Annotated in this window: 12 protein-coding genes; 4 read left to right on the top strand and 8 right to left on the bottom strand. The window is 72.2% G+C overall.

The features are described from left to right. Positions 1–38: 38 nt before the first annotated feature. Positions 39–431 (top strand): PPOX class F420-dependent oxidoreductase, encoded by a 393-nt coding sequence (locus ACZ7LE_RS05040; protein WP_470402223.1) that lies wholly within the window; start codon positions 39–41, stop codon positions 429–431. Position 432: 1 nt separating this feature from the next. On the opposite strand, the gene ACZ7LE_RS05035 is transcribed toward ACZ7LE_RS05040, so the two are convergent. Further along, positions 433–942: a GNAT family N-acetyltransferase gene (locus tag ACZ7LE_RS05035; protein ID WP_470402222.1), complete on the bottom strand. Its 510-nt coding sequence runs from the start codon at positions 940–942 to the stop codon at positions 433–435. A gap of 88 nt (positions 943–1,030) precedes the next feature. Here ACZ7LE_RS05035 and ACZ7LE_RS05030 point away from each other — a divergent pair, with 88 nt between their 5' ends. Continuing rightward, the gene (locus tag ACZ7LE_RS05030; protein WP_470402221.1) at positions 1,031–1,630 is read left to right on the top strand and encodes a GNAT family N-acetyltransferase; all 600 of its coding nucleotides are present in this window, start codon (positions 1,031–1,033) and stop codon (positions 1,628–1,630) included. A 9-nt stretch (positions 1,631–1,639) separates the two neighbouring features. After that, positions 1,640–2,500 (top strand): formyltetrahydrofolate deformylase, encoded by an 861-nt coding sequence (gene purU, locus ACZ7LE_RS05025; RefSeq protein WP_470402220.1) that lies wholly within the window; start codon positions 1,640–1,642, stop codon positions 2,498–2,500. Between the two features lie 136 nt (positions 2,501–2,636). Here purU and ACZ7LE_RS05020 read toward each other — a convergent pair whose 3' ends face one another. From ACZ7LE_RS05020 to ACZ7LE_RS05000, 5 genes are all read right to left on the bottom strand, one after another. Beyond that, the gene (locus tag ACZ7LE_RS05020; RefSeq protein WP_470402219.1) at positions 2,637–3,527 is read right to left on the bottom strand and encodes a carbohydrate ABC transporter permease; all 891 of its coding nucleotides are present in this window, start codon (positions 3,525–3,527) and stop codon (positions 2,637–2,639) included. Beyond that, positions 3,527–4,402 carry a carbohydrate ABC transporter permease gene (locus ACZ7LE_RS05015; RefSeq protein ID WP_285103182.1) on the bottom strand — a complete coding sequence of 292 codons (876 nt, stop codon included), beginning with the start codon at positions 4,400–4,402 and terminating at the stop codon, positions 3,527–3,529. The genes ACZ7LE_RS05020 and ACZ7LE_RS05015 overlap by 1 nt, the downstream gene beginning before the upstream one ends. 4 nt (positions 4,403–4,406) lie before the next feature. Then, on the bottom strand, positions 4,407–5,756 hold the full coding sequence (locus tag ACZ7LE_RS05010; RefSeq protein ID WP_470402218.1) for an extracellular solute-binding protein: 1,350 nt from the start codon (positions 5,754–5,756) through the stop codon (positions 4,407–4,409). 228 nt (positions 5,757–5,984) lie between these two features. After that, positions 5,985–11,549, bottom strand: a complete 5,565-nt coding sequence (gene pulA, locus ACZ7LE_RS05005) for a pullulanase-type alpha-1,6-glucosidase (protein WP_470402217.1) — start codon at positions 11,547–11,549, stop codon at positions 5,985–5,987. 119 nt (positions 11,550–11,668) lie between these two features. Further along, positions 11,669–12,115 (bottom strand): GNAT family N-acetyltransferase, encoded by a 447-nt coding sequence (locus ACZ7LE_RS05000; protein WP_470402216.1) that lies wholly within the window; start codon positions 12,113–12,115, stop codon positions 11,669–11,671. A gap of 126 nt (positions 12,116–12,241) precedes the next feature. Between ACZ7LE_RS05000 and ACZ7LE_RS04995 the strand changes: the two genes are divergently transcribed. Further along, entirely contained in the window at positions 12,242–13,720 is a 1,479-nt protein-coding gene (locus ACZ7LE_RS04995; RefSeq protein ID WP_470402215.1) for an MFS transporter, read from the top strand. 16 nt (positions 13,721–13,736) lie between these two features. Here the strand turns inward: ACZ7LE_RS04995 and ACZ7LE_RS04990 are convergent, their stop codons facing one another. Continuing rightward, entirely contained in the window at positions 13,737–14,348 is a 612-nt protein-coding gene (locus ACZ7LE_RS04990) for a dihydrofolate reductase family protein (RefSeq protein ID WP_470402214.1), read from the bottom strand. A gap of 104 nt (positions 14,349–14,452) precedes the next feature. After that, a complete protein-coding gene (locus tag ACZ7LE_RS04985) occupies positions 14,453–18,097 on the bottom strand; it encodes an ATP-binding cassette domain-containing protein (RefSeq protein WP_470402213.1) in 3,645 nt (1,214 codons plus the stop codon). Positions 18,098–18,112: the final 15 nt, after the last annotated feature.

The following is an 18,112-nucleotide window of genomic DNA, read 5'->3' as shown; positions in this document are numbered from 1 at the left end:
TTGGCTGCGGCGAACGCCCGACGTCGAAGGAGCACGAAGTGACCAAGCCCCCGGTCCCGGAGCACATCGCGAAGGTCCTCGAACGCCCGAACCACGCGGTCATGGCGACCGTCCGGCCCGACGGCGCGCCCGTGTCGGTGGCCACCTGGTACCTGTACGAGGACGGCCGGGTGCTGCTGAACCTCGACGGCACGCGCAAGCGCCTGGACCACCTGCGGGCGGACCCGCGCGTGTCCCTCACGGTGCTGGACGCCGAGAACTGGTACCGGCACGTCAGCCTCCAGGGCCGCGTGACGATCACGCCCGACGAGGGCCTGGCCGGCATCGACCGGCTCTCCGTCCACTACGGCGGCAAGCCCTACCCGAACCGCGAGAACCCGCGGTTCGACGCGTGGATGGAGATCGAGTCCTTCCATGCCTGGGGCTTCTGAGCTACTTCTCCTGCGACACCGGCTGCGCGCCCGCGGCGCCGAGCACCCGGCGCAGGTAGGTGTAGGTCAGGTCGCCCGCGGCCTTGTCGTACTGCTCCTCGTACCCGTGCTTGGTGTACAGCGCGAGGTTCTGCTTGGAGTCCTTGCCGGTGAAGACCCAGATCTCCGTGGTCTGCTCCGGCAGGTACGGGAGCACGGCGAACAGCATCTCGGTGCCGATGCCGCGGGCCTGCTTGTCCGGGGCCACGGCGAGGCGGCCGAGGGTCGCCTTCTCGCCCTCGATCTCGACGCGGACCGAGCCGATCATCCGGTGGCCCTCCCACGCGCCGATCGTCACCACGTCGTCCCGCGCCAGGTCCTCGCGCAGCTCGGCGAGCGTCTGGGTCAGCGGGGGGATGTTCGGGTCGTCGTACAGCTGGGCCTCGGTGACGAACGCGGCGCGGCGCAGCGTGAGGAGCTCGCCCGCATGGTCGTCCTCGACCAGGGCGATCGTCGTGGTGGAGTTGCTCATGGGTCCATGGTGGCAGAGGTGACGCGCCCGGGTCGACGGCGACCACGGTCCGGTCCGGCGTGTCGGTGACCCGGCGTAGGTTCGGGTCATGGAGCGCATCGAGGTGCGGCCCGCCGTCGGGCGGTACGACGACTTCTACGAGGTGGTGGGCGTCAAGAAGCCGGGTGGCAAGGGCTGCTGGTGCATGGCCTACCGGGACAGCAGGGTGGCGCAGGAGGACCGCCCCGGCTACATGCGGGACGAGTGCGCCACCGAGCCCGGCCCGGGCGTCCTGGTGTACGTGGACGACGTCGTCGCGGGCTGGTGCTCGGTCGCGCCCCGGTCCACCTACCGGCGGCTGATGAACACCCGCACCATTCCCTTCGTCGACGACCGGGACGCCTGGGTGGCGGTGTGCTTCGTGGTCCGCGCGGGGTACCGGAAGCGAGGGCTCATGCACCACCTCCTGGCCGGGGCCGTCGAGCACGCGCGTGCCCACGGGGCCGAGGTGGTCGAGGGCTACCCGGTCGACGTCGGTGCGGAGCGGGTCGACGTGATCAGCGGGTACGTCGGCACGGTGCACATGTTCGAGGCGGCGGGCTTCGAGCGGGCGGCCGAGACGGGCGGGGTGAGCGGCGGCCGACGGCGCTGGGTGATGCGCCGCGAGCTCTCGCGGGACGAGATCCCGCCGGTCGCCGCGCCGGGTTAGCCTGACCGCGTGAACGACGCGACCGCTGCCACCCACTGGATCCTGACCCTGTCCTGCCCGGACCAGCCGGGAATCGTGCACGCGGTGGCCGGCATGCTCGCGGAGCACGGGGGCAACATCACGGAGTCGCAGCAGTTCGGCGACCCGGCGTCCGGCCTCTTCTTCATGCGCGTGCAGGTCGAGTCGGCCGCGTCGCGCGAGGAGCTCACCGCCGCGATGACGCAGGTGGCGGGCCGGTTCCAGATGACGTGGACGCTCGACGTCGTGGGCCGGCGCATCCGCACGCTCGTCATGGTCTCCAAGGCCGCGCACTGCCTCGTGGACCTGCTGTACCGGGAGCGGTCGCAGCGCATGCCGATCGACGTGGTCGGCGTGGTGGGCAACCACCGCGACCTGGAGGACATCGCGGCCTTCTACGGCAAGCCGTTCCACCACGTGCCCGTCACCAAGGACACCAAGGCCGAGGCGGAGGCGACGCTGCGCGGCCTGGTCAAGCAGACCGACGCCGAGCTCGTGGTGCTGGCCCGGTACATGCAGATCCTGTCCGACGAGCTGTGCCGCGACCTCAGCGGGCAGGTCATCAACATCCACCACTCGTTCCTGCCGTCGTTCAAGGGCGCGGGGCCCTACCGGCAGGCGCACGACCGCGGCGTCAAGATCATCGGCGCCACGTCGCACTACGTGACGGGCGACCTCGACGAGGGCCCGATCATCGAGCAGGACGTCGAGCGCGTGGACCACTCCCGCACGGTCGAGGACCTGGTGGGCATCGGCGAGGACGTCGAGCGCCGCACCCTGGCCCGCGCCGTCCGCTGGCACGCGGAGCGCCGCGTGCTGCTGGACGGCCGCCGCACGGTCGTCTTCCGCTGACCGTGCTGAGGTAGGCGCAGCCGGCGCAGGTGGGCGCAGCCGGGTGGTCGGCAGAATGTCAGGTGGTCGGCAGTCCGAGCTGCCGACCACCTGACATTCTGCCGATCATCCGGGCCGGCCTACCCAGCCCAGCGGCTCAGCCCTTGACCGCGCCCGCCAGGGCGAAGGCCGAGCCCGAGATGCGGGTGACCAGCACGTACAGGCCGAGCACCGGCGCGGCGTAGAGCAGCGAGTACGCGGCGAGCTGCCCGTAGGCGACCGACCCGTACTGGCCGAAGAACGCGAAGATGCTCACGGCCGCCGGCTGCTTCTCCGGGGAGAGCAGGAGCACGAACGGGACGAAGAAGTTCCCCCAGGCCTGCACGAACACGAAGATGAACACCACGGCGATGCCGGGCCGCATGAGCGGAAGCACCACGCGGCGCAGCGCCTGCATCGCGGACGCCCCCTCGGTCCACGCCGCCTCCTCCAGCGAGATCGGCACCGAGTCCATGAAGTTCTTGGTCATCCAGATCGCCATGGGCAGTGAGGTCGCCGCCATGAAGAAGATGGTCCCCGGCAGCGAGTCCAGCAGGTTGAGCTGCACGAACAGCGCGTACACCGGGACCATGATCGCCGTGATCGGCAGGCAGGTGCCGAACAGCACCGAGTACAGGAAGTACTTGCCGAACCGCATGCGGTAGCGCGACAGCGGGTAGGCCGCGAGCACCGCGACCACCACCGTGATGGCCCCGGACCCCGCGGACAGCACGAACGCGTTCCACAGCGGCAGCCAGGTGAGCTCCGGCGTCATGATCGCGGCGAAGTTCGCTGTGGTCACGGCGTCGGGCAGCCCGAAGGAGAGCGTCGCCTGCGCGTCGAACGACGCGACGACCACCCATGCCATCGGGAGCACGAAGCACAGGGCGATCACGAGCAGCACCAGGTTCGCGGCCACCTTGGTCGCCGTGCCGCGGGGCGCGGCGAGCTGGCCCGCGCCTGCGCCGCGACGGGCCGGCGCGGCGGGCCTCGTCATCGTGTCCGTCATCAGTCCACCTCCGGTCGGAGCGCGCGGATGTAGATCACGGAGAAGATCCCGCCCACGATGATCATCACGGTCGCGATGGCCGTGCCGTAGCCGACCTGCGCGAACTTGAACGCCTCCTGGTAGGCCAGGATCGGCAGGGTCGAGCTGTCCGTGCCGGGTCCCCCACCGGTCATCACGTAGATCAGCGTGAACACCGACAGCGTCTGCAGCGTGGTGAGCATCAGGTTGGTCGAGATGCTGCGCCGGATGACCGGGAGGGTCACCCAGGCGAGCCGTTGCAGCCCGTTCGCGCCGTCGAGCTGGGCGGCCTCGGTGAGCTCGGGGGGTACCTCCGCGAGCGCGGCCGAGTAGACCATCATCGAGAAGGCCGTGCCGCGCCAGATGTTGGCGAGGATCACCGCGAGCATCGGGGTCGAGTAGAGCCAGTCCGGCCCCGTGATCCCGATGCCGCCGAGCAGCGTGTTGAGCGTGCCCTCGGAGTGGAAGAACGCGTACGCGGCGAACGCCGCCACGATCTCGGGCAGCACCCAGGCCGCCACGACGACCGTCGAGGCGATCGAGCGCACGGGCTTGACCGCCGACCGGAGCAGGCCGGCCAGGGCGATGCCCATCACGTTCTGTCCCACCACGGCGGAGAGGAACACGAACACGACGGTGAGCCACAGCGACTTGGGGAAGTCGGGGTCGCCGATCAGCGCCACGTAGTTGTCGAACCCGATCCACTCCGGGTTCAGAGCGGTGGGCCCGGTGAGCGCGGTGTTCGTGAACGAGCCGTAGAACGACCAGATCACGGGGCCGAGCATGAAGAGCGCGAGCAGGACGACGGCGGGCGCGAGCGGAACCACCCGCGCCACGCCGCGGGACGAGACGGCCATCAGGTCAGCCCTGGACCGTGTTCTCTTCGCCGACGATGCCCGTCACCGCATCGTCGTAGGCGGCAGCCGCCTCCTCCGGTGTCTGCTGGCCGGTCATCACGGCCTCCATCGCGACCATGATCTCGTTGGAGACCTTCGGGTAGTCCGACGTCGCGGGCCGGAAGTTGGTCACGTCGACGAGGCCGGTGAAGAACTCGGTGGTCGGGTTGGTCGCGGTGTACTCGGGGTCCTCGGCGACGTCGGTCCGGACCGCGATCTGGCTGTTCGCGACGTCGAACCAGAGGGAGTTCTCGCGGTTCAGGGCCATCGAGATGAACTCGAACGCGGCGTCCGGGTTCTTGGAGCCGGAGCCCATCGCGAGCGTCCAGCCGCCCGACATGCTGACCGCGCCGGGCGCGGCGCCGTCCTGCGTGGGCATGGGCGCGGTGCCCATCTTCTCCGACCACTCGGGCCACGGCGCGACGCCGGACTCGAGCCAGTTGCCCGCCACCCAGGAGCCGTCGAGCGCGATGCCGACCTTGCCCTCGGGCAGCCACTCGGCCTGCACGGTGTTGCCGATGTTGGTGTCGAGCGCCTGCTGCGGCGTGGGCGCGAGCCCCTCGGTGAACACGGTGGTGATGAAGTCGAGGCTGTCGACGAAGCCCTGCGAGCCGAGCACCCACTTGCCGTCCTCGTAGAGGGTGTCGCCGGTGCCGTACAGGAGCATCTCGAAGCCCTGCATCACCGCGGCCTCACCCTGCGGCTTGCCGGAGTACATGTTGAACGGGACGACGTCGGGGTCGGACTCCTTGATGGCCCGGGCCGCCTCCAGCAGCTCGTCCCACGACTTCGGCGCCCAGTCCTCCGGCAGGCCCGCCTTGGCGAGCACGTCCTTGTTGAACCACAGGCCGCGCGTGTCGGTACCCATGGAGACGCCGTAGGTCTTGCCGTCGTCGCCCGCGCCGGCCTCCTTGGCGCTGTCGACGAACTGGTCCCACTCGTCCCACTCGGCCAGGTAGTCGTCCAGCGGCGCCAGGTACCCGGCCTCGACGTCGGACTTGATCATGTACGTGTCCTCGTACATGACGTCCGGTGCGGTGCTCGGCGACCGGTTCATCAGGGCGAGCTTGGTGAAGTAGTCGTTCTGCTGCGCCTCGATGGGCACGAGCTCGACGGTGATGTCGGGGTTGGCCTTCTCGTAGTCGGCCTTGACGTCCTTGAACAGCTCGTCGGCCTGCGTGAAGTTGCCGAATTTCTGGTAGGCGATCTTGATCGTGGAGGAGTCCGAGCCGCCTCCGCCGGAGCCACAGGCACCGAGCGAGAGGGCGAGTGCCGCCGCGGTGACGGGTGCGATGAGGAATCGTGCCGTGCGCATGAAGCTCCCTTGCGTCGTGCGAGGCCGGCTACGTCGCCGGACCAACTGACGCACACGATTCACCCCAGGCGGGTCCGAGTCAAGGTCCACCGCCGAACAATTGTCAGCGCTGTCACCCCCCGCTGCCCGGGGGGGGAGACAGGTGAGCGGCTGCTCAGCAGGCGGGCGGTGACCGCAACTCCGCGAGTTACGGTCACCGCCCACCTGGTGAGCAGCCGCTCAGTGCGCTCAGCGGCCCCGGGGGTCCGTCAGGACCGCTACCGTGCGGGGCGGGACCGTGACCGTCCCGTTCCTGCGGTCCCAGGTGGTCTGCCGCACGACGGCGTCCGCCCCGCGCGCCTGGATGCGTGACAGCGCGTAGTCCCGGCCGGCGAGCTCCGGCACATCGACCGTGGCCGCGTCCGGCGACGCGTTGAACACCACCAGCACGCCGTCCAGCTTCCGGTCGACGTCGGTCCGGCCCGCCCGGTCGTCGATCGACATCGTGATGACGCCGGGGACGGCGTCCGGCCCGGAGCCGGGGAACGTCACCTTCTGCTCGATCAGGTCCGCGGAGCCCAGGCGGAACAGCTCGGTCGAGTGCCGCAGCTCCAGCAGCTCACGCGACTGGGCCGCCGCGAATCCGATGTCGTCGGCATCCGGCTTGAGCGCGGCGTCGGCGAGCAGGGGCCGCTGGTACGGCCACTTGTCCTCGTTGTCGGCCGCCATCGGCAGGCCGCGCCCGAACCCGTTGTCCTGCCCCGACCAGTCGATCGTGTTGAACCAGTCGCCCGAGTCGAACGAGTTGCGGTCCAGGGACTTGGAGCGCAGCAGGTCGGTGCCCGCGTGCCAGAACGAGGGCGACTGCGACAGCGCCGCCGTGGCCAGCGAGACCGTGTTCATCCGCACCCGGTCCGACATCGGGGTGTCCGCCGGCAGCTTCAGGGCGAGCAGGTCGAACAGCGTCTCGTTGTCGTGCGCGTCCACGTACGTGACGACCTCCTCCGGCGAGTCCGCGTAGCCCGCGGGCGCGCCCCGGTAGTCCAGCTCGTCACCCCGGACCCGCTCCCCGGTCGAGGTGGTGACCTCGTAGGCGCGCAGGTTGCCGGCCAGCCCGAGCTTCACCAGGTCGGTCTGGTGCGCCAGATCGGCTGCCTCGTCGGCGCCGCCGTCGTTGACCGACGCCGGGTCCTCCAGCCGCGCGTCCCGCCCGTTCGGGTCGGTGAACAGGCCGGTGCCGAAGCCCTGCGCGAACAGGGATGCCCCGTCGACGGGCGATCCGCCGTGGACGGCGTCGCGCAGGCGGTCGCTGAAGGTGCCGATGCCGGTGCCGCCGAGCTGGCCCTGCGTGGCCTGCTCGAACCGGGCGTTGCCCGCGACCTCGCCGAAGTCCCAGCCCTCGCCGTACAGGTACACGCTCGTGCCGTCCACCCCGTCGCGCCGCAGCGTGAGCTCGTCGAGCGCTGCCCGCACGGCCTCCATGTTCGCGCGCGAGTGGTGCCCCATCAGGTCGAACCGGAACCCGTCCACGTGGTAGTCGCGGGCCCAGGTGACCACGGAGTCCACCATCAGCTTGCTCGCCATGGCGTGCTCGGTGGCGACGTTCTGGCAGCAGGTGCTCGTCTCGACGGCGCCCGTGGTCGCGTTCAGCCGGTGGTAGTAGCCGGGCACCACGCGGTCCAGCACCGACTTCGGGTCCTGGCCCGACGCCGCCGTGTGGTTGAACACCTGGTCGAGCACCACCTGGAGCCCGGCGCCGTGCAGGTTGCCGACCATCGAGCGGAACTCGGCGACGCGCGCGCCGCCGTTCGCCTCGACCGCGTAGGAGCCCTCCGGGGCCATGAAGTGGTACGGGTCGTAGCCCCAGTTGAAGGCGTCGCTCCCCTGCACCTCGCCGACGGCGGCCTGCTGCTCCGTGCCATCGGGCGCGAACCCGGACAGGTCGCCCGTGGTGGCCTGGTCGGCCCGGTCCTCGGGGATCGACGCGATGTCGAACGTGGGCAGCAGGTGCACGGTCGTGAGCCCGGCGTCGGCCAGCGAGCGCAGGTGCCGCATGCCGTCCGAGCCCTTGACCCCGAAGGCACCGTAGGTGCCGCGCAGGCGGGCGGGCACGGTCTCGTCGGAGCTGGAGAAGTCACGCACGTGCAGCTCGTAGATGGTCTGGTCCACGGCGCGCTCCACCCGCGGCGCGGGCGTGCTCCGCCAGGCCCTGGGCTGCCACTCGGTGTCGTCGAGGTCGACGGCGACCGAGTGGGTCGAGTCGAGCGTGAGGCCGACCGAGTACGGGTCGGTCACCACGTTGGTCTCGACCTGGCCGGTGCTCGGCACGTACACCTCGACGGCGTAGCGGTAACGGGCGCCCCGCCAGTCGCCACGCCAGTCGCCCTTCGACAGGCTCAGGGACCGGGTGGCGCGGGCGCCGTCGAGCGTCCAGGCGCCGTCCTGCTGCCGGGTCATCGCGAAGGTGCGCGGCTCGGCGTCCAGCGAGCGGCCCGCGGGCCAGGCCTGGAGCGTCACGGCGCGGGCGGTGGGGGCCCAGAGCGCGAACGAGGCGCCCTTGCTGCCCTTGCCGCCGCGCCCGTGCCCGCCGTCGGGCCAGGTCACGCCCAGGGCGCGGTCGGTCGCGAACAGGTCGTCCAGCACGCCGGGGATCTGCACGCCGGTGGCGGCGGTCAGGGTGTCGCCGTCGTGCCGCGTCAGGCGCAGCGCCCCGGTGAGGGCCGACGTCGCCTCGGCCCGGGTCAGGCCCTCGGCCTCCAGGGCGAGGTACCCGGCCAGGTGCGGGAAGTCCTCGGCCACGTCGGCGGGCACGTCGCCCGGGGTCAAGGCGTACGACCCCGCCTCCGTCTCCAGGGCCCAGGTGTCCCCGGAGCCGAAGCCGGCGGCCGGGACCAGGACGAGGCCCTGCCGCACCCAGTGCGCGGCCTGCTGGCCCTCGCCGGGCGTGCCCGGGGTGCCGACCTGCACGGACGGTACCTTGGTCTCCGGGTCCCAGGTGAAGGTGACCGGGCCGCCGCCGGTCGAGTAGGCGATGTTGGCGCCGTCCCGCACGCCGTCGGCGCCGTAGTTCTCGGCCCAGGAGCCGTTGATCGCCACCTTGAACTCGTAGGAGCCGGCAGGCAGCTCGAACGTGCCGGTGTAGGTGCCGTCGTCGGCGAGGGTGAGGCGCGCGGCCTCGCAGTCCGGCGTCCAGTCCCCGGCGCAGCCCATCTCGCTGTTGTGCGAGCCGGGCACGGTGACCAGGTCGACGTCGGGGTCCGTGGGGTCGTCGACGACGCCGCTCACGTCCACGCCGACCGACGCGTACGAGCTGGCCGCGGTGCGGTCACCGTCCGCGTCGCGGGTGACCGCGCGGTACTCGACCAGCGTGCCCTGGGGCAGGTCGGCGCCGTTCGCGGAGACGTCGTGGAAGACGCGCGGGGATGTGTCCTCGGCGGTGCCGAGGTCGTGCCACTCCTCGGTGCCCACGGCACGCCAGGCGAACGAGGTCTCCGCCCAGGCGTCGTCGATCCCGGCGGCCACGGGGGCCACACCGGTCACCGCGGCGCCCGGCCGGGCGCTCGTCCCGGGGACGACGGCGGCGACACCGGCCGAGTCCGCGCCCACGGTGCGGTCCGCGACCAGCACGATCGCGGAGCGCGCCGGGACGGTCAGCGTGACCGCGCCGTCGGCGTCGGCCGTGACCGGGGTGTCGGTGCCGTACAGCGGGGCGAAGGTCGCGCCCGGAGTGAGCGTGTCGAACGTGACCGTGCGCTGCTGCGCGGCGTTGTTGGCGGCGACCAGGTGCTCGACCTGCTCGCCGCGGTCGACGCGGGAGAAGGCGTAGACCCCGGCGCCGTCCTCGGCGTAGCGCTCGATCTGGGCGCCGGTCGCCAGGGCCGGGTGCTCCTCGCGGAGGTCGGCCAGGGCGGCGATGTGCTCGTAGAGCGGCGCGTCGGTGGCGTAGCGGTCCACGCTGCCGGCCTGCTCGCCGGTGACCAGGGGCTGGTCGGCGTACTCGTCGACCTGCGTGGCGAACAGGGTCTGCCGGGCGTCCTTGTCGCCGCCGGTGCCCGCGAAGCCCTGCTCGTCGCCGTAGTAGACGACGGGCTGGCCGCGCGTGAGGTACATGAGCTCGTGCGCCAGCTCGTCGCGCTCCAGCGGGTTCTCGGCGCCCGCCAGCATGTAGCCGACGCGCCCCATGTCGTGGTTGCCGAGGAACGTCGGCAGGGCGGACGCGCTGCTGTGCGGCGTCGTGTACAGGTCGTCGGAGGCGTACAGGTCCGCGAGCCGCTGCGCGCTGTTGCCGCTGGCGTAGCTCGTGGCGGCCGACTGGAACGAGAAGTCGAGCACCGAGCTCATGTCGGTGCGGCGCACGTACGGGGAGGTCTTGGCGGCGTCGGCGTCGTACACCTCGCCGAACGTGAAGAACTCGTCCTTGCCCTGCGCCCGGGCGTAGTCCTGGATCTCGGTGGACCACTCCTCCCAGAACTCGAAGTTCACGTGCTTGACCGTGTCGATCCGGAACCCGTCGATGCCCAGGTCGATCCACGCCTTGTAGATCTCCTCGAAGCCGTCCACCACGCGCGGGTGCTCGGTCATGAGGTCGTCGAGGCCGCTGAAGTCGCCGTACGTGACCGACTCGCCCTCCCACGTCGAGTTGCCCCGGTTGTGGTAGAGCGTGGGGTCGTTGAGCCAGGCCGGGACCTTGACGTCCTGGTCGGCCGGGTCGACGACGGGCGTGTACGGGAAGCTGGTCGCGGCGTCGAGCTCGGGGAAGTCACCCGTGCCGGCGTGGTCGGCCGGGTCGAACGGGTTGCCCTCGGCGTCCCGGTACGGGGTGGTCGCCTGGTCCACGTAGTCGTAGGTGCCCTCGGCGTAGTCGACGACGTCGGCCGTGTGGTTGGTGATGATGTCGAAGTAGACCTTGAGCCCCCGGGCGTGGGCGTCGTCGATCAGCCCCGCCAGCTCGGCGTTGGTGCCCAGGTGCGGGTCGATCCGCGTGAAGTCCGTGATCCAGTAGCCGTGGTACCCGGCGCTGACGTCGGTGCCGGAGCCCTGCACCGGGCGGTTGAGGAAGCTCGGGGTGAGCCAGATCGCGGTGGTGCCCAGATCCTCGATGTAGTCGAGGTTCTGCCGCAGACCCGCGAGGTCGCCGCCCTGGTAGAAGCCCTTGTCGGTCGGGTCGAAGCCCGTCGTGAGCCGGTCGCCGTCGAGGCCGCCCTCGTTGTTGGCCGGGTCGCCGTCGGCGAACCGGTCGGTCATCACGAAGTAGAAGCGCTCGTCGCTGCCCGGCTGGCGCACGGGGTCGTGGACGAGGACGTCGTCCGCCTCCGTATAGTCCCCGGCCAGGGTGAGCGGGGTCAGCGCGGTGCGATGGGTCGTGTCGTCGTAGGTGACACGGACGCGGGCCGCGCCCGCGAGATGCAGGGGCGCGTTCTCGGAGCCGCCGTCGCGGCCGTAGGACTCGTCCCAGGCGTCGTCCAGGGCGACCTTGTACTCGTACGTGCCCGCGGGGACCTCGAACTCGGCCACGAAGGTGCCGTCACCCTGGGCGACGAGCTCCGTGGCGGCGCACGCCGGGTCCCAGTCGGCGGCGCAGCCGAGCTCGTCCTGGAGGCTGCCGACCAGGGCGGCGGTGCGGTCCTGGGCAGCCTCGGTGGAGGCCCCCGCGGCGGCGTGCGGCACGGCCCCGGCGGCAGTCGACGTCGAGGCCGCGAGCCCGAGGGAGGCCAGCAGGGCGACAGCGGCCAGCCCCGCACCCGCACGCTGCCGTGCGGCGGGCCCACGGGCCGGGTGGAGATGAGCCGGGCGCGGGCGCGCGGTGCGAGACATGGATGACCCCTTCGTCGTCCGGAACCCGTGTGGTCCGAGCGCGACTGTAACGCTTGCAGAACCTTGCAGCAAGCGTCCGGAGTGACCGATTCGTGCGGCCCGCGAAATGTCCGCCGCTGTCAGAGGGGAAGCTTGAAACCTTCGTGCGACTGCTCGTAGCCGAGGTTCCGGTAGAAGCGGTGCGCCTCGGACCGCTGCTTGTCCGACGTCAGCTGGGCCAGCACGCAGCCCCGCGCCCGGCCGCGCTCGTGGGCGTGCTCCATCATCAGGCGGCCGATGCCCTGCCCGCGCAGCGCGCTGTCCACCCGCACGGCCTCCACCAGGAGCCGGGAGGCACCGTTGCGGGAGATCCCGGGGATGAACGTGAGCTGCATGACGCCGATCACCGTGCCGTCGGACTCCGCGACGACCAGCTCGTTGTCCGGGCTCGCCGCGACGGCCTCGAACCCCGCGACGTGCGCCGGGCCGTAGGTGCCGGTCCGGGTGGCCGCGACGGCGTCGTCGGCGATGAGCTCGACGATCCGCTCGAGGTCGTCCCGTTCAGCTTCACGAAAGGTCAGTTCCATGGCGCCACCCTAGACATACGTGTCAGACGCTCAGGTCGCCCGGGTGACCTGAGCGTCTGACACGTCGCGCGGCAGGTCCGGCCGTACGATCTTGTCGTAACTGCATCCCCCGAGAGGCGCCTTCCCGTGACCACCTCCCCCGTGCCCGCGGCCGCAGGCGACAACACCGACGCCCCGCCGCGCAGCTCGTGGCTCGCGCTCGCGGTGCTCATCCTCGGCGTCTCGATGGCCCTGCTCGACACGACCATCGTCAACGTCGCGCTGCCGACGATCCGCGTCTCGCTCGACGCCTCGGAGGGCACGCTCTCCTGGATCATCTCCGGGTACGCACTGGCCTACGGCCTGGCCCTGATCCCCGCCGGGCGGGTGGGCGACCGCGTGGGCCACAAGTGGGTCTTCATCGTGGGCCTGGCCGGGTTCACGCTCGCCAGCCTCTGGTGCGGCCTGGCCCAGGGAGCCACGGAGCTGATCGTGGCGCGCGTGGTCCAGGGCCTGTGCGGCGGCATCTTCTTCCCGGCCGTGACGGCGCTGATCCAGCTCATGTTCACCGGCCGGACCCGCGGCAAGGCGTTCGCCGTGATGGGCGCCGCCATCGGCTTCTCGACCGCGCTCGGGCCGATCATCGGCGGCCTGCTCATCGAGGCGTTCGGCGAGAACGAGGGCTGGCGGTCCATCTTCTTCGTCAACCTGCCGCTCGGCGTGATCGCGGTGGTCGCGGCATTCATACTGCTGCCGCGGATCGTCGTCGGGGGCGCCGCGCGCGGCGTCGACGTCGTGGGGCTGCTGCTCGTCTCGGTGGCGCTCGTCGCCCTCCTGGTGCCGCTCATCGAGGGCGAGGACGCCGGCTGGCCGTGGTGGACCTTCGCATCCCTGGCGGGCGGCCTGCTGCTGCTCGTCGCGTTCGCGTTCTGGGAGCGCCGGGTCGTGGCCCACAGCGGCAGCCCGTTGGTGCCGCCGCACCTGTTCTCGCACCCCGCCTTCACCGGCGGCGTGATCCTCGCGCTGGTCTACTTCGCGGCGTTCACCAGCATCTTCTTCACCATCTCGATCTTCTGGCAGTCCGGGCTGGGCCACTCCGCACTGGCCTCGGGTCTGGTGTCGGTGCCGTTCGCCATCGGGTCGATCGCGGGCGCGTCGCAGAGCGAGCGGCTGTCCCACCGGCTCGGCCGGACCGTGCTCGTGATCGGCACCGGCATGGTCGCCGTGGGCCTGGTCTCGGTGTGGCTCGTACTCTGGCTGGTCCCGACCGGCGACCTGACCCACTGGCACCTGGCGGGCCCGCTGTTGCTCGGCGGCATCGGCAGCGGCCTGTTCATCGCGCCGAACGCGCAGTTCATCGTCGCCACGGTGGACCGCGACGAGGCGGGCGCGGCGTCGGGCGTGATCGGCACCATGCAGCGGATCGGCTCGGCGGCGGGCATCGCCGTCGTCGGCTCGGTGCTGTTCGGGGCGCTCGACTTCCCGCCCGGCCGCCCGACGCCGGAGGTCGTCGCCGACGTCTTCGCTCACGGCGCGACCCTGGCGATGGCGACCAGCGCGAGCCTCGCCGTGGTGGCGTTCCTGCTGGTGTTCGTGCTGCCGCACCGGGTGGAGCCGCCGCGGTGACGGCGGCTCCGCGGCGTCACTCGTCGGGAAGCTGGCCCACGGCCTCCTCATAGCCGCCCGTCGGCGGGTTCGGGTCCGGCGTGTAGACCAGGTGCAGCAGGCCCGTGCGGAAGGGCGTGGCCGACAGGAGCTTCATGGGCCGGGACGGGTCGCCGTCCTGGAACAGCTTCAGACCCCCGCCCGCGGTGGCCGGGTGCACGAACAGGTGCAGCTCGTCGAGCAGCCCGGCGTCGAGCAGCTGCCGCACCACCGAGATGGAGCCCGACAGGCCGATCGTGTTGATCGAGGGGTCGTTCTTCAGCGCGGTGACGGCCTCGACCAGGTCGCCCTGGAGCTGCTCGGAGTTGCGCCAGGTCAGGTCGAGCGGGCTGCGCGAGGCGACGATCTTGCGGATGTCACCGATCCGCTTGGCGAACCCGGCGTCCTCGCCGCCGGCCTCCTCCCGCTCCGGCCAGGCGCCCGCGAACGAGTCGTAGGTGACCCGCCCGAACAGGAAGACGTCGGTGTTGTGCGTCTCGTCGACCGCCGCACCGAGCTCGTCGTTGAAGTACGGGAAGTGCCAGTTGCCCTTGTCCGGCTCGACGACGCCGTCGAGCGCCATGAACAGGCTGGACACGATCTTCGCCATGGGGGATCTCCTCGTTCGTGCCGCACCGCGGCTCTCCCCCGGTCCGACGACGGCGGACGGGCAGACTCATCGCCACCTCGGCAACGAGTCTGCCCGCGTCCCGATCAGCCCGCGAGGTGGCTCCACCGCGGGGCCAGACCCGACCACGGGCCGACATCGGCCACCGCGCCGTCGACCAGCACGACCACGCGGTCGGCACGGGCGAGCGCCGCACGCTTGGACGTCGCGCCGACCACCGTGGTGCCCCGCTCCCGCAGGGCGGCCCACAGCTCGATCTCGGTCGAGGCGTCCAGCGCGCTGGAGACGTCGTCCGCCAGCAGCAGCTCGGTGTCCGCCGCCAGCGCCCGAGCGAGCGCGAGCCGCTGCACCTGGCCGCCCGACAGCCGGACGCCGCGGTGCCCCACGAGGGCGTGCGGGCCACCGGCGTCGCGCATGTCCTGCTCGAGGCGCGCGCCCTGGACGGGGCCGTCGATGTCGCGGGCGTGGTCGAGCTGCACGTTGTCGGAGAACGAGCCGGACAGCACCCGCGGCACCTGGGCCACGTGCGCCACCTGGCCGGGGCGCAGGAACGCCTGGGCGTCCGTCACCTCCGTGCCGTTCCACCGGACCTGACCGGTGTGCTCCATGAGCCCGGCCAGCGCGGAGAGCAGCGACGACTTGCCCGAGCCGACCTGGCCGAGCAGCAGCACGAGCTCGCCGCGGCGCACCTCGAGGTCGACGTCGGAGACGCCGATCGTGCCGTCGTCGTGCACCGCGGTCAGGCGGCGCAGCTCCAGGCGGTCGAGGGGCTCGCGCGGCGCCGGCTCCGGGGCGGGGGCAATGCCCGTCACGAGGTCCACACCCTGCTGGCGCGAGACCAGGTCGGTGCCGCCCGCGAACCGGGCGGTCGCGACCTGCCAGGCGCGGGTGCCGGGCGCCTCGGTGACCACGGCGCCCGCCACCACGCCGAACCAGGCGAAGCCGGTCACGGCGTTGGCGACGAGCAGCGTCGTGGCCAGGTCCCACGTGCCGGTCAGCAGGAAGCCCCAGGCCACGACGACGCCGATGTAGAGGGTCACCAGCGGCACCGAGTCGAGCACGGCCTGCACCCGGTGCTCGAAGATCGCGGCCTTGACCCGCCCCGAGTCCACCTCCCCGAGGTGGCGGCGGACGTCGGGCGTGCGCGCCGCGAGCTTGACCGTGCGCGCCGAGTCGAGCGCCGAGACGAGCGCCCTGCCGAACCGCGCACGGGCCGCCGAGGACCCGGCGGCGGAGCGGCCGGCGATCGGCCGGCCGATGGCCGAGGCCGCCGCGGAGACCACCATGACCGCGAGCAGCACGGCGCCGGCGGTCCAGGTGCCGCTGATCAGGGCCGTGACGGCCACGATCGCGAGGCCGTTGACGAAGTCGACCCAGCGGTCGGCGTACCGCACGAACCGGTCGGCGTCCATGGACCGGGCCACCACCTCGCCGGGCGGCGTGGCGGGCAGCCGGTACTGCCGGGTCTGGCCGTGCATGACCGACATCCGGATGCGCAGCAGCACCTCGACCCACCAGCGCGGGTACACGCCCAGCGCACGGGAGATGAAGAGCGGCTGCAGGAGCAGCAGCACGGCGAGCGTGACCAGGAGGCCGACGGGGAGCTCGCCGGTGCCGACGACCTCGACCGTGCGGCCCCACAGGAACCCGCTGACGGCGCCCTGGGCCGCCACCAGGCTCGCCAGGAGGAACAGGACCGCGCCGAACAGGCCCCACTTCGGGCGGACGAACAACGCGTGCAGGACTCCGCGCGCGAGACTCGGGCCGTCCCCGGGCGGGGTCAGGTCGGGCGGGGTCCCGGTCCGTCGGCGGCCGCCGACAGCGTCGGGCGGGGCGGCGTCGGGCTGGGCCGTGCCGGTCGTGGTGACGTCGGGCCCGGCCGTGTCGGCCTCGCCGTCCGCGGACGCCGTGACCGTCTGGGCACGCACCTCGGCGGCGACGGCAAGCGTGGGCTCGGCCGCGGAGCCGTCCAGCGACCCGTCGCTCGCGCCGGCCTCCAGCAGCGAGCGGAACGGTCCGGGCGTCCGGGCGAGCGTCGCGCGGGAGCCCTGCTGCACCACGCGGCCGTGGTCGAGCACCGCCACCAGGCCGGCACGCTCGATGGTGCCGAGCCGGTGCGCGATGAGCACGCCGGTACGGCCCGAGAGCAGTCGGTCGGACGCAGCGACCACGCGGGCCTCGGTGAGCGGGTCCATGCGCGCCGTGGCCTCGTCGAGCACGACGAGCTGCACGTGCCGCACGAGCAGCCGCGCGAACGCGACGAGCTGCTCCTCCCCCGCGGACAGCGTGGTGCCACCGGGGCCGAGCAGCGTGTCGAGGCCGTCGGGCAGGCCGGCGGTCCAATCGGTCAGGCCGAGCTCGCGGACCGCTGCCTCGATGTCGGCGCGCGGCACGTCGGCGAACAACGCGATGTTCTCCGCGAGCGTGCCCGCGATGATCTCCGTGCGCTGCGTGACCACGCCCACGGCGCCGCGCAGCTTCTGCAGGTCGAGGTCGCGCACGTCGGCGCCGCCGAGGAACACGGAGCCCCGCTCCGGCTCGACGGCGCGCGACAGCAGGGCGGCCAGCGTCGACTTGCCGGAGCCCGTGCGCCCCACGAGGGCCACGGTCTCGCCGGCGGGGACCACGAGGTCCACGCCGCTCAGGGCGAACGTGTCCTCGTCGTAGGCGAAGGTCAGGTCGCGCAGCTCGAGGCTGAGCGGCCCCTCGGGGAGGTCGTCGCCGCCCTCGGGCTCGGGCTCGACCTCCAGCATCTGCCGGATGCGCAGCACCGCGCCGAGGCCTTCCTGGATGTCCGGCAGGTGGTGCACCAGATTGTCCATCTGCCCCACGAACATCGCGGTGACCAGGAACAGCGTGACGAGCTGCTGCACCGACAGGCCGCCGCCGGCCGCGACGACCGCACAGGTGACCGCGGTGCCGGCGAGCAGCGCGTACATCACCAGGCCGGCCCGCCGCAGCAGCCGCTCCTCGACGCGCACCACCTCGCGGAACTTGCGGTGCACGGCCGCCGAGAGCTGCGCGACGCGGCGCACGGCGAACGCCTGGCCCAGGCTGGTGCGCAGGTCGTTCCGTGCGGCGACACCCTCCTCGAAGGCCGCGGCGTGGTCGGTCCAGGCGGCCTCCTCGATCACCTTGCGGCGCGCGATCTCACCGAGCAGGGGCCGGGTGAGCAGGGCGACGATGCCGCCCAGCACCGGGAACAGCAGCCAGGCCGGCCACCAGGTGATACCGGCGATGATCCACATCGGCACGACGCCGACCACCGTGCGGCCGGCGCCCCAGAGCTGGCGGCGCACCAGGGTGCCGACGGCGTGCGTGTCGTCGTCGACGCGGTCGAGCACCTCGCCGACCGCCTGCTCGGAGAGCGTGGCGAGCGGCTGCCGCAGCGCCGCGCTGAGCAGGTCGCTGCGGAGCTTGCCCTCGGCGCGGTCCACGACGCTCGCCCAGGTCACCTGGCCGACGCCGTCGAACACCGCGCCGCCGACGACGCACACGGCGAGCAGCACCAGCCCGAGGACGGTCGCGTCGGCGGCCATCCGGCCGGCCGCGACGGTCCCGAGCGCCAGGCCGACGGCGCCCGCGGTGAGCGCGAGCAGCGCGACGACCGCGGCCGGGCCGCGCAGCCGGCGCCAGTCGAGCCGGCGCGCGGGGTCGGTCGGCATCGGCGCAGGACGAGGCGACGCCTCGGGAACGGGCGTGGTCTCAGGGGTGCGCGGTGCGTCGATCATCGTTTCCCGAGGCTA

The organism is Promicromonospora sp. NPDC110617 (assembly GCF_055598465.1).
The sequence above is the reverse complement of the archived record's forward strand: the minus strand, read 5'-3'. Positions and strand labels throughout refer to the sequence as shown.

Bases quoted from the DNA above. Each gene is read 5' to 3' on its own strand.
- ACZ7LE_RS05035 (WP_470402222.1), bottom strand. From the start codon at position 942: ATGAGCAACTCCACCACGACGATCGCCCTGGTCGAGGACGACCATGCG.
- ACZ7LE_RS05030 (WP_470402221.1), top strand. From the start codon at position 1,031: ATGGAGCGCATCGAGGTGCGGCCCGCCGTCGGGCGGTACGACGACTTC.
- ACZ7LE_RS05020 (WP_470402219.1), bottom strand. From the start codon at position 3,527: ATGACGGACACGATGACGAGGCCCGCCGCGCCGGCCCGTCGCGGCGCA.
- ACZ7LE_RS05015 (WP_285103182.1), bottom strand. From the start codon at position 4,402: ATGGCCGTCTCGTCCCGCGGCGTGGCGCGGGTGGTTCCGCTCGCGCCC.
- ACZ7LE_RS05010 (WP_470402218.1), bottom strand. From the start codon at position 5,756: ATGCGCACGGCACGATTCCTCATCGCACCCGTCACCGCGGCGGCACTC.
- pulA (WP_470402217.1), bottom strand. From the start codon at position 11,549: ATGTCTCGCACCGCGCGCCCGCGCCCGGCTCATCTCCACCCGGCCCGT.
- ACZ7LE_RS05000 (WP_470402216.1), bottom strand. From the start codon at position 12,115: ATGGAACTGACCTTTCGTGAAGCTGAACGGGACGACCTCGAGCGGATC.
- ACZ7LE_RS04990 (WP_470402214.1), bottom strand. From the start codon at position 14,348: ATGGCGAAGATCGTGTCCAGCCTGTTCATGGCGCTCGACGGCGTCGTC.
- ACZ7LE_RS04985 (WP_470402213.1), bottom strand. From the start codon at position 18,097: ATGATCGACGCACCGCGCACCCCTGAGACCACGCCCGTTCCCGAGGCG.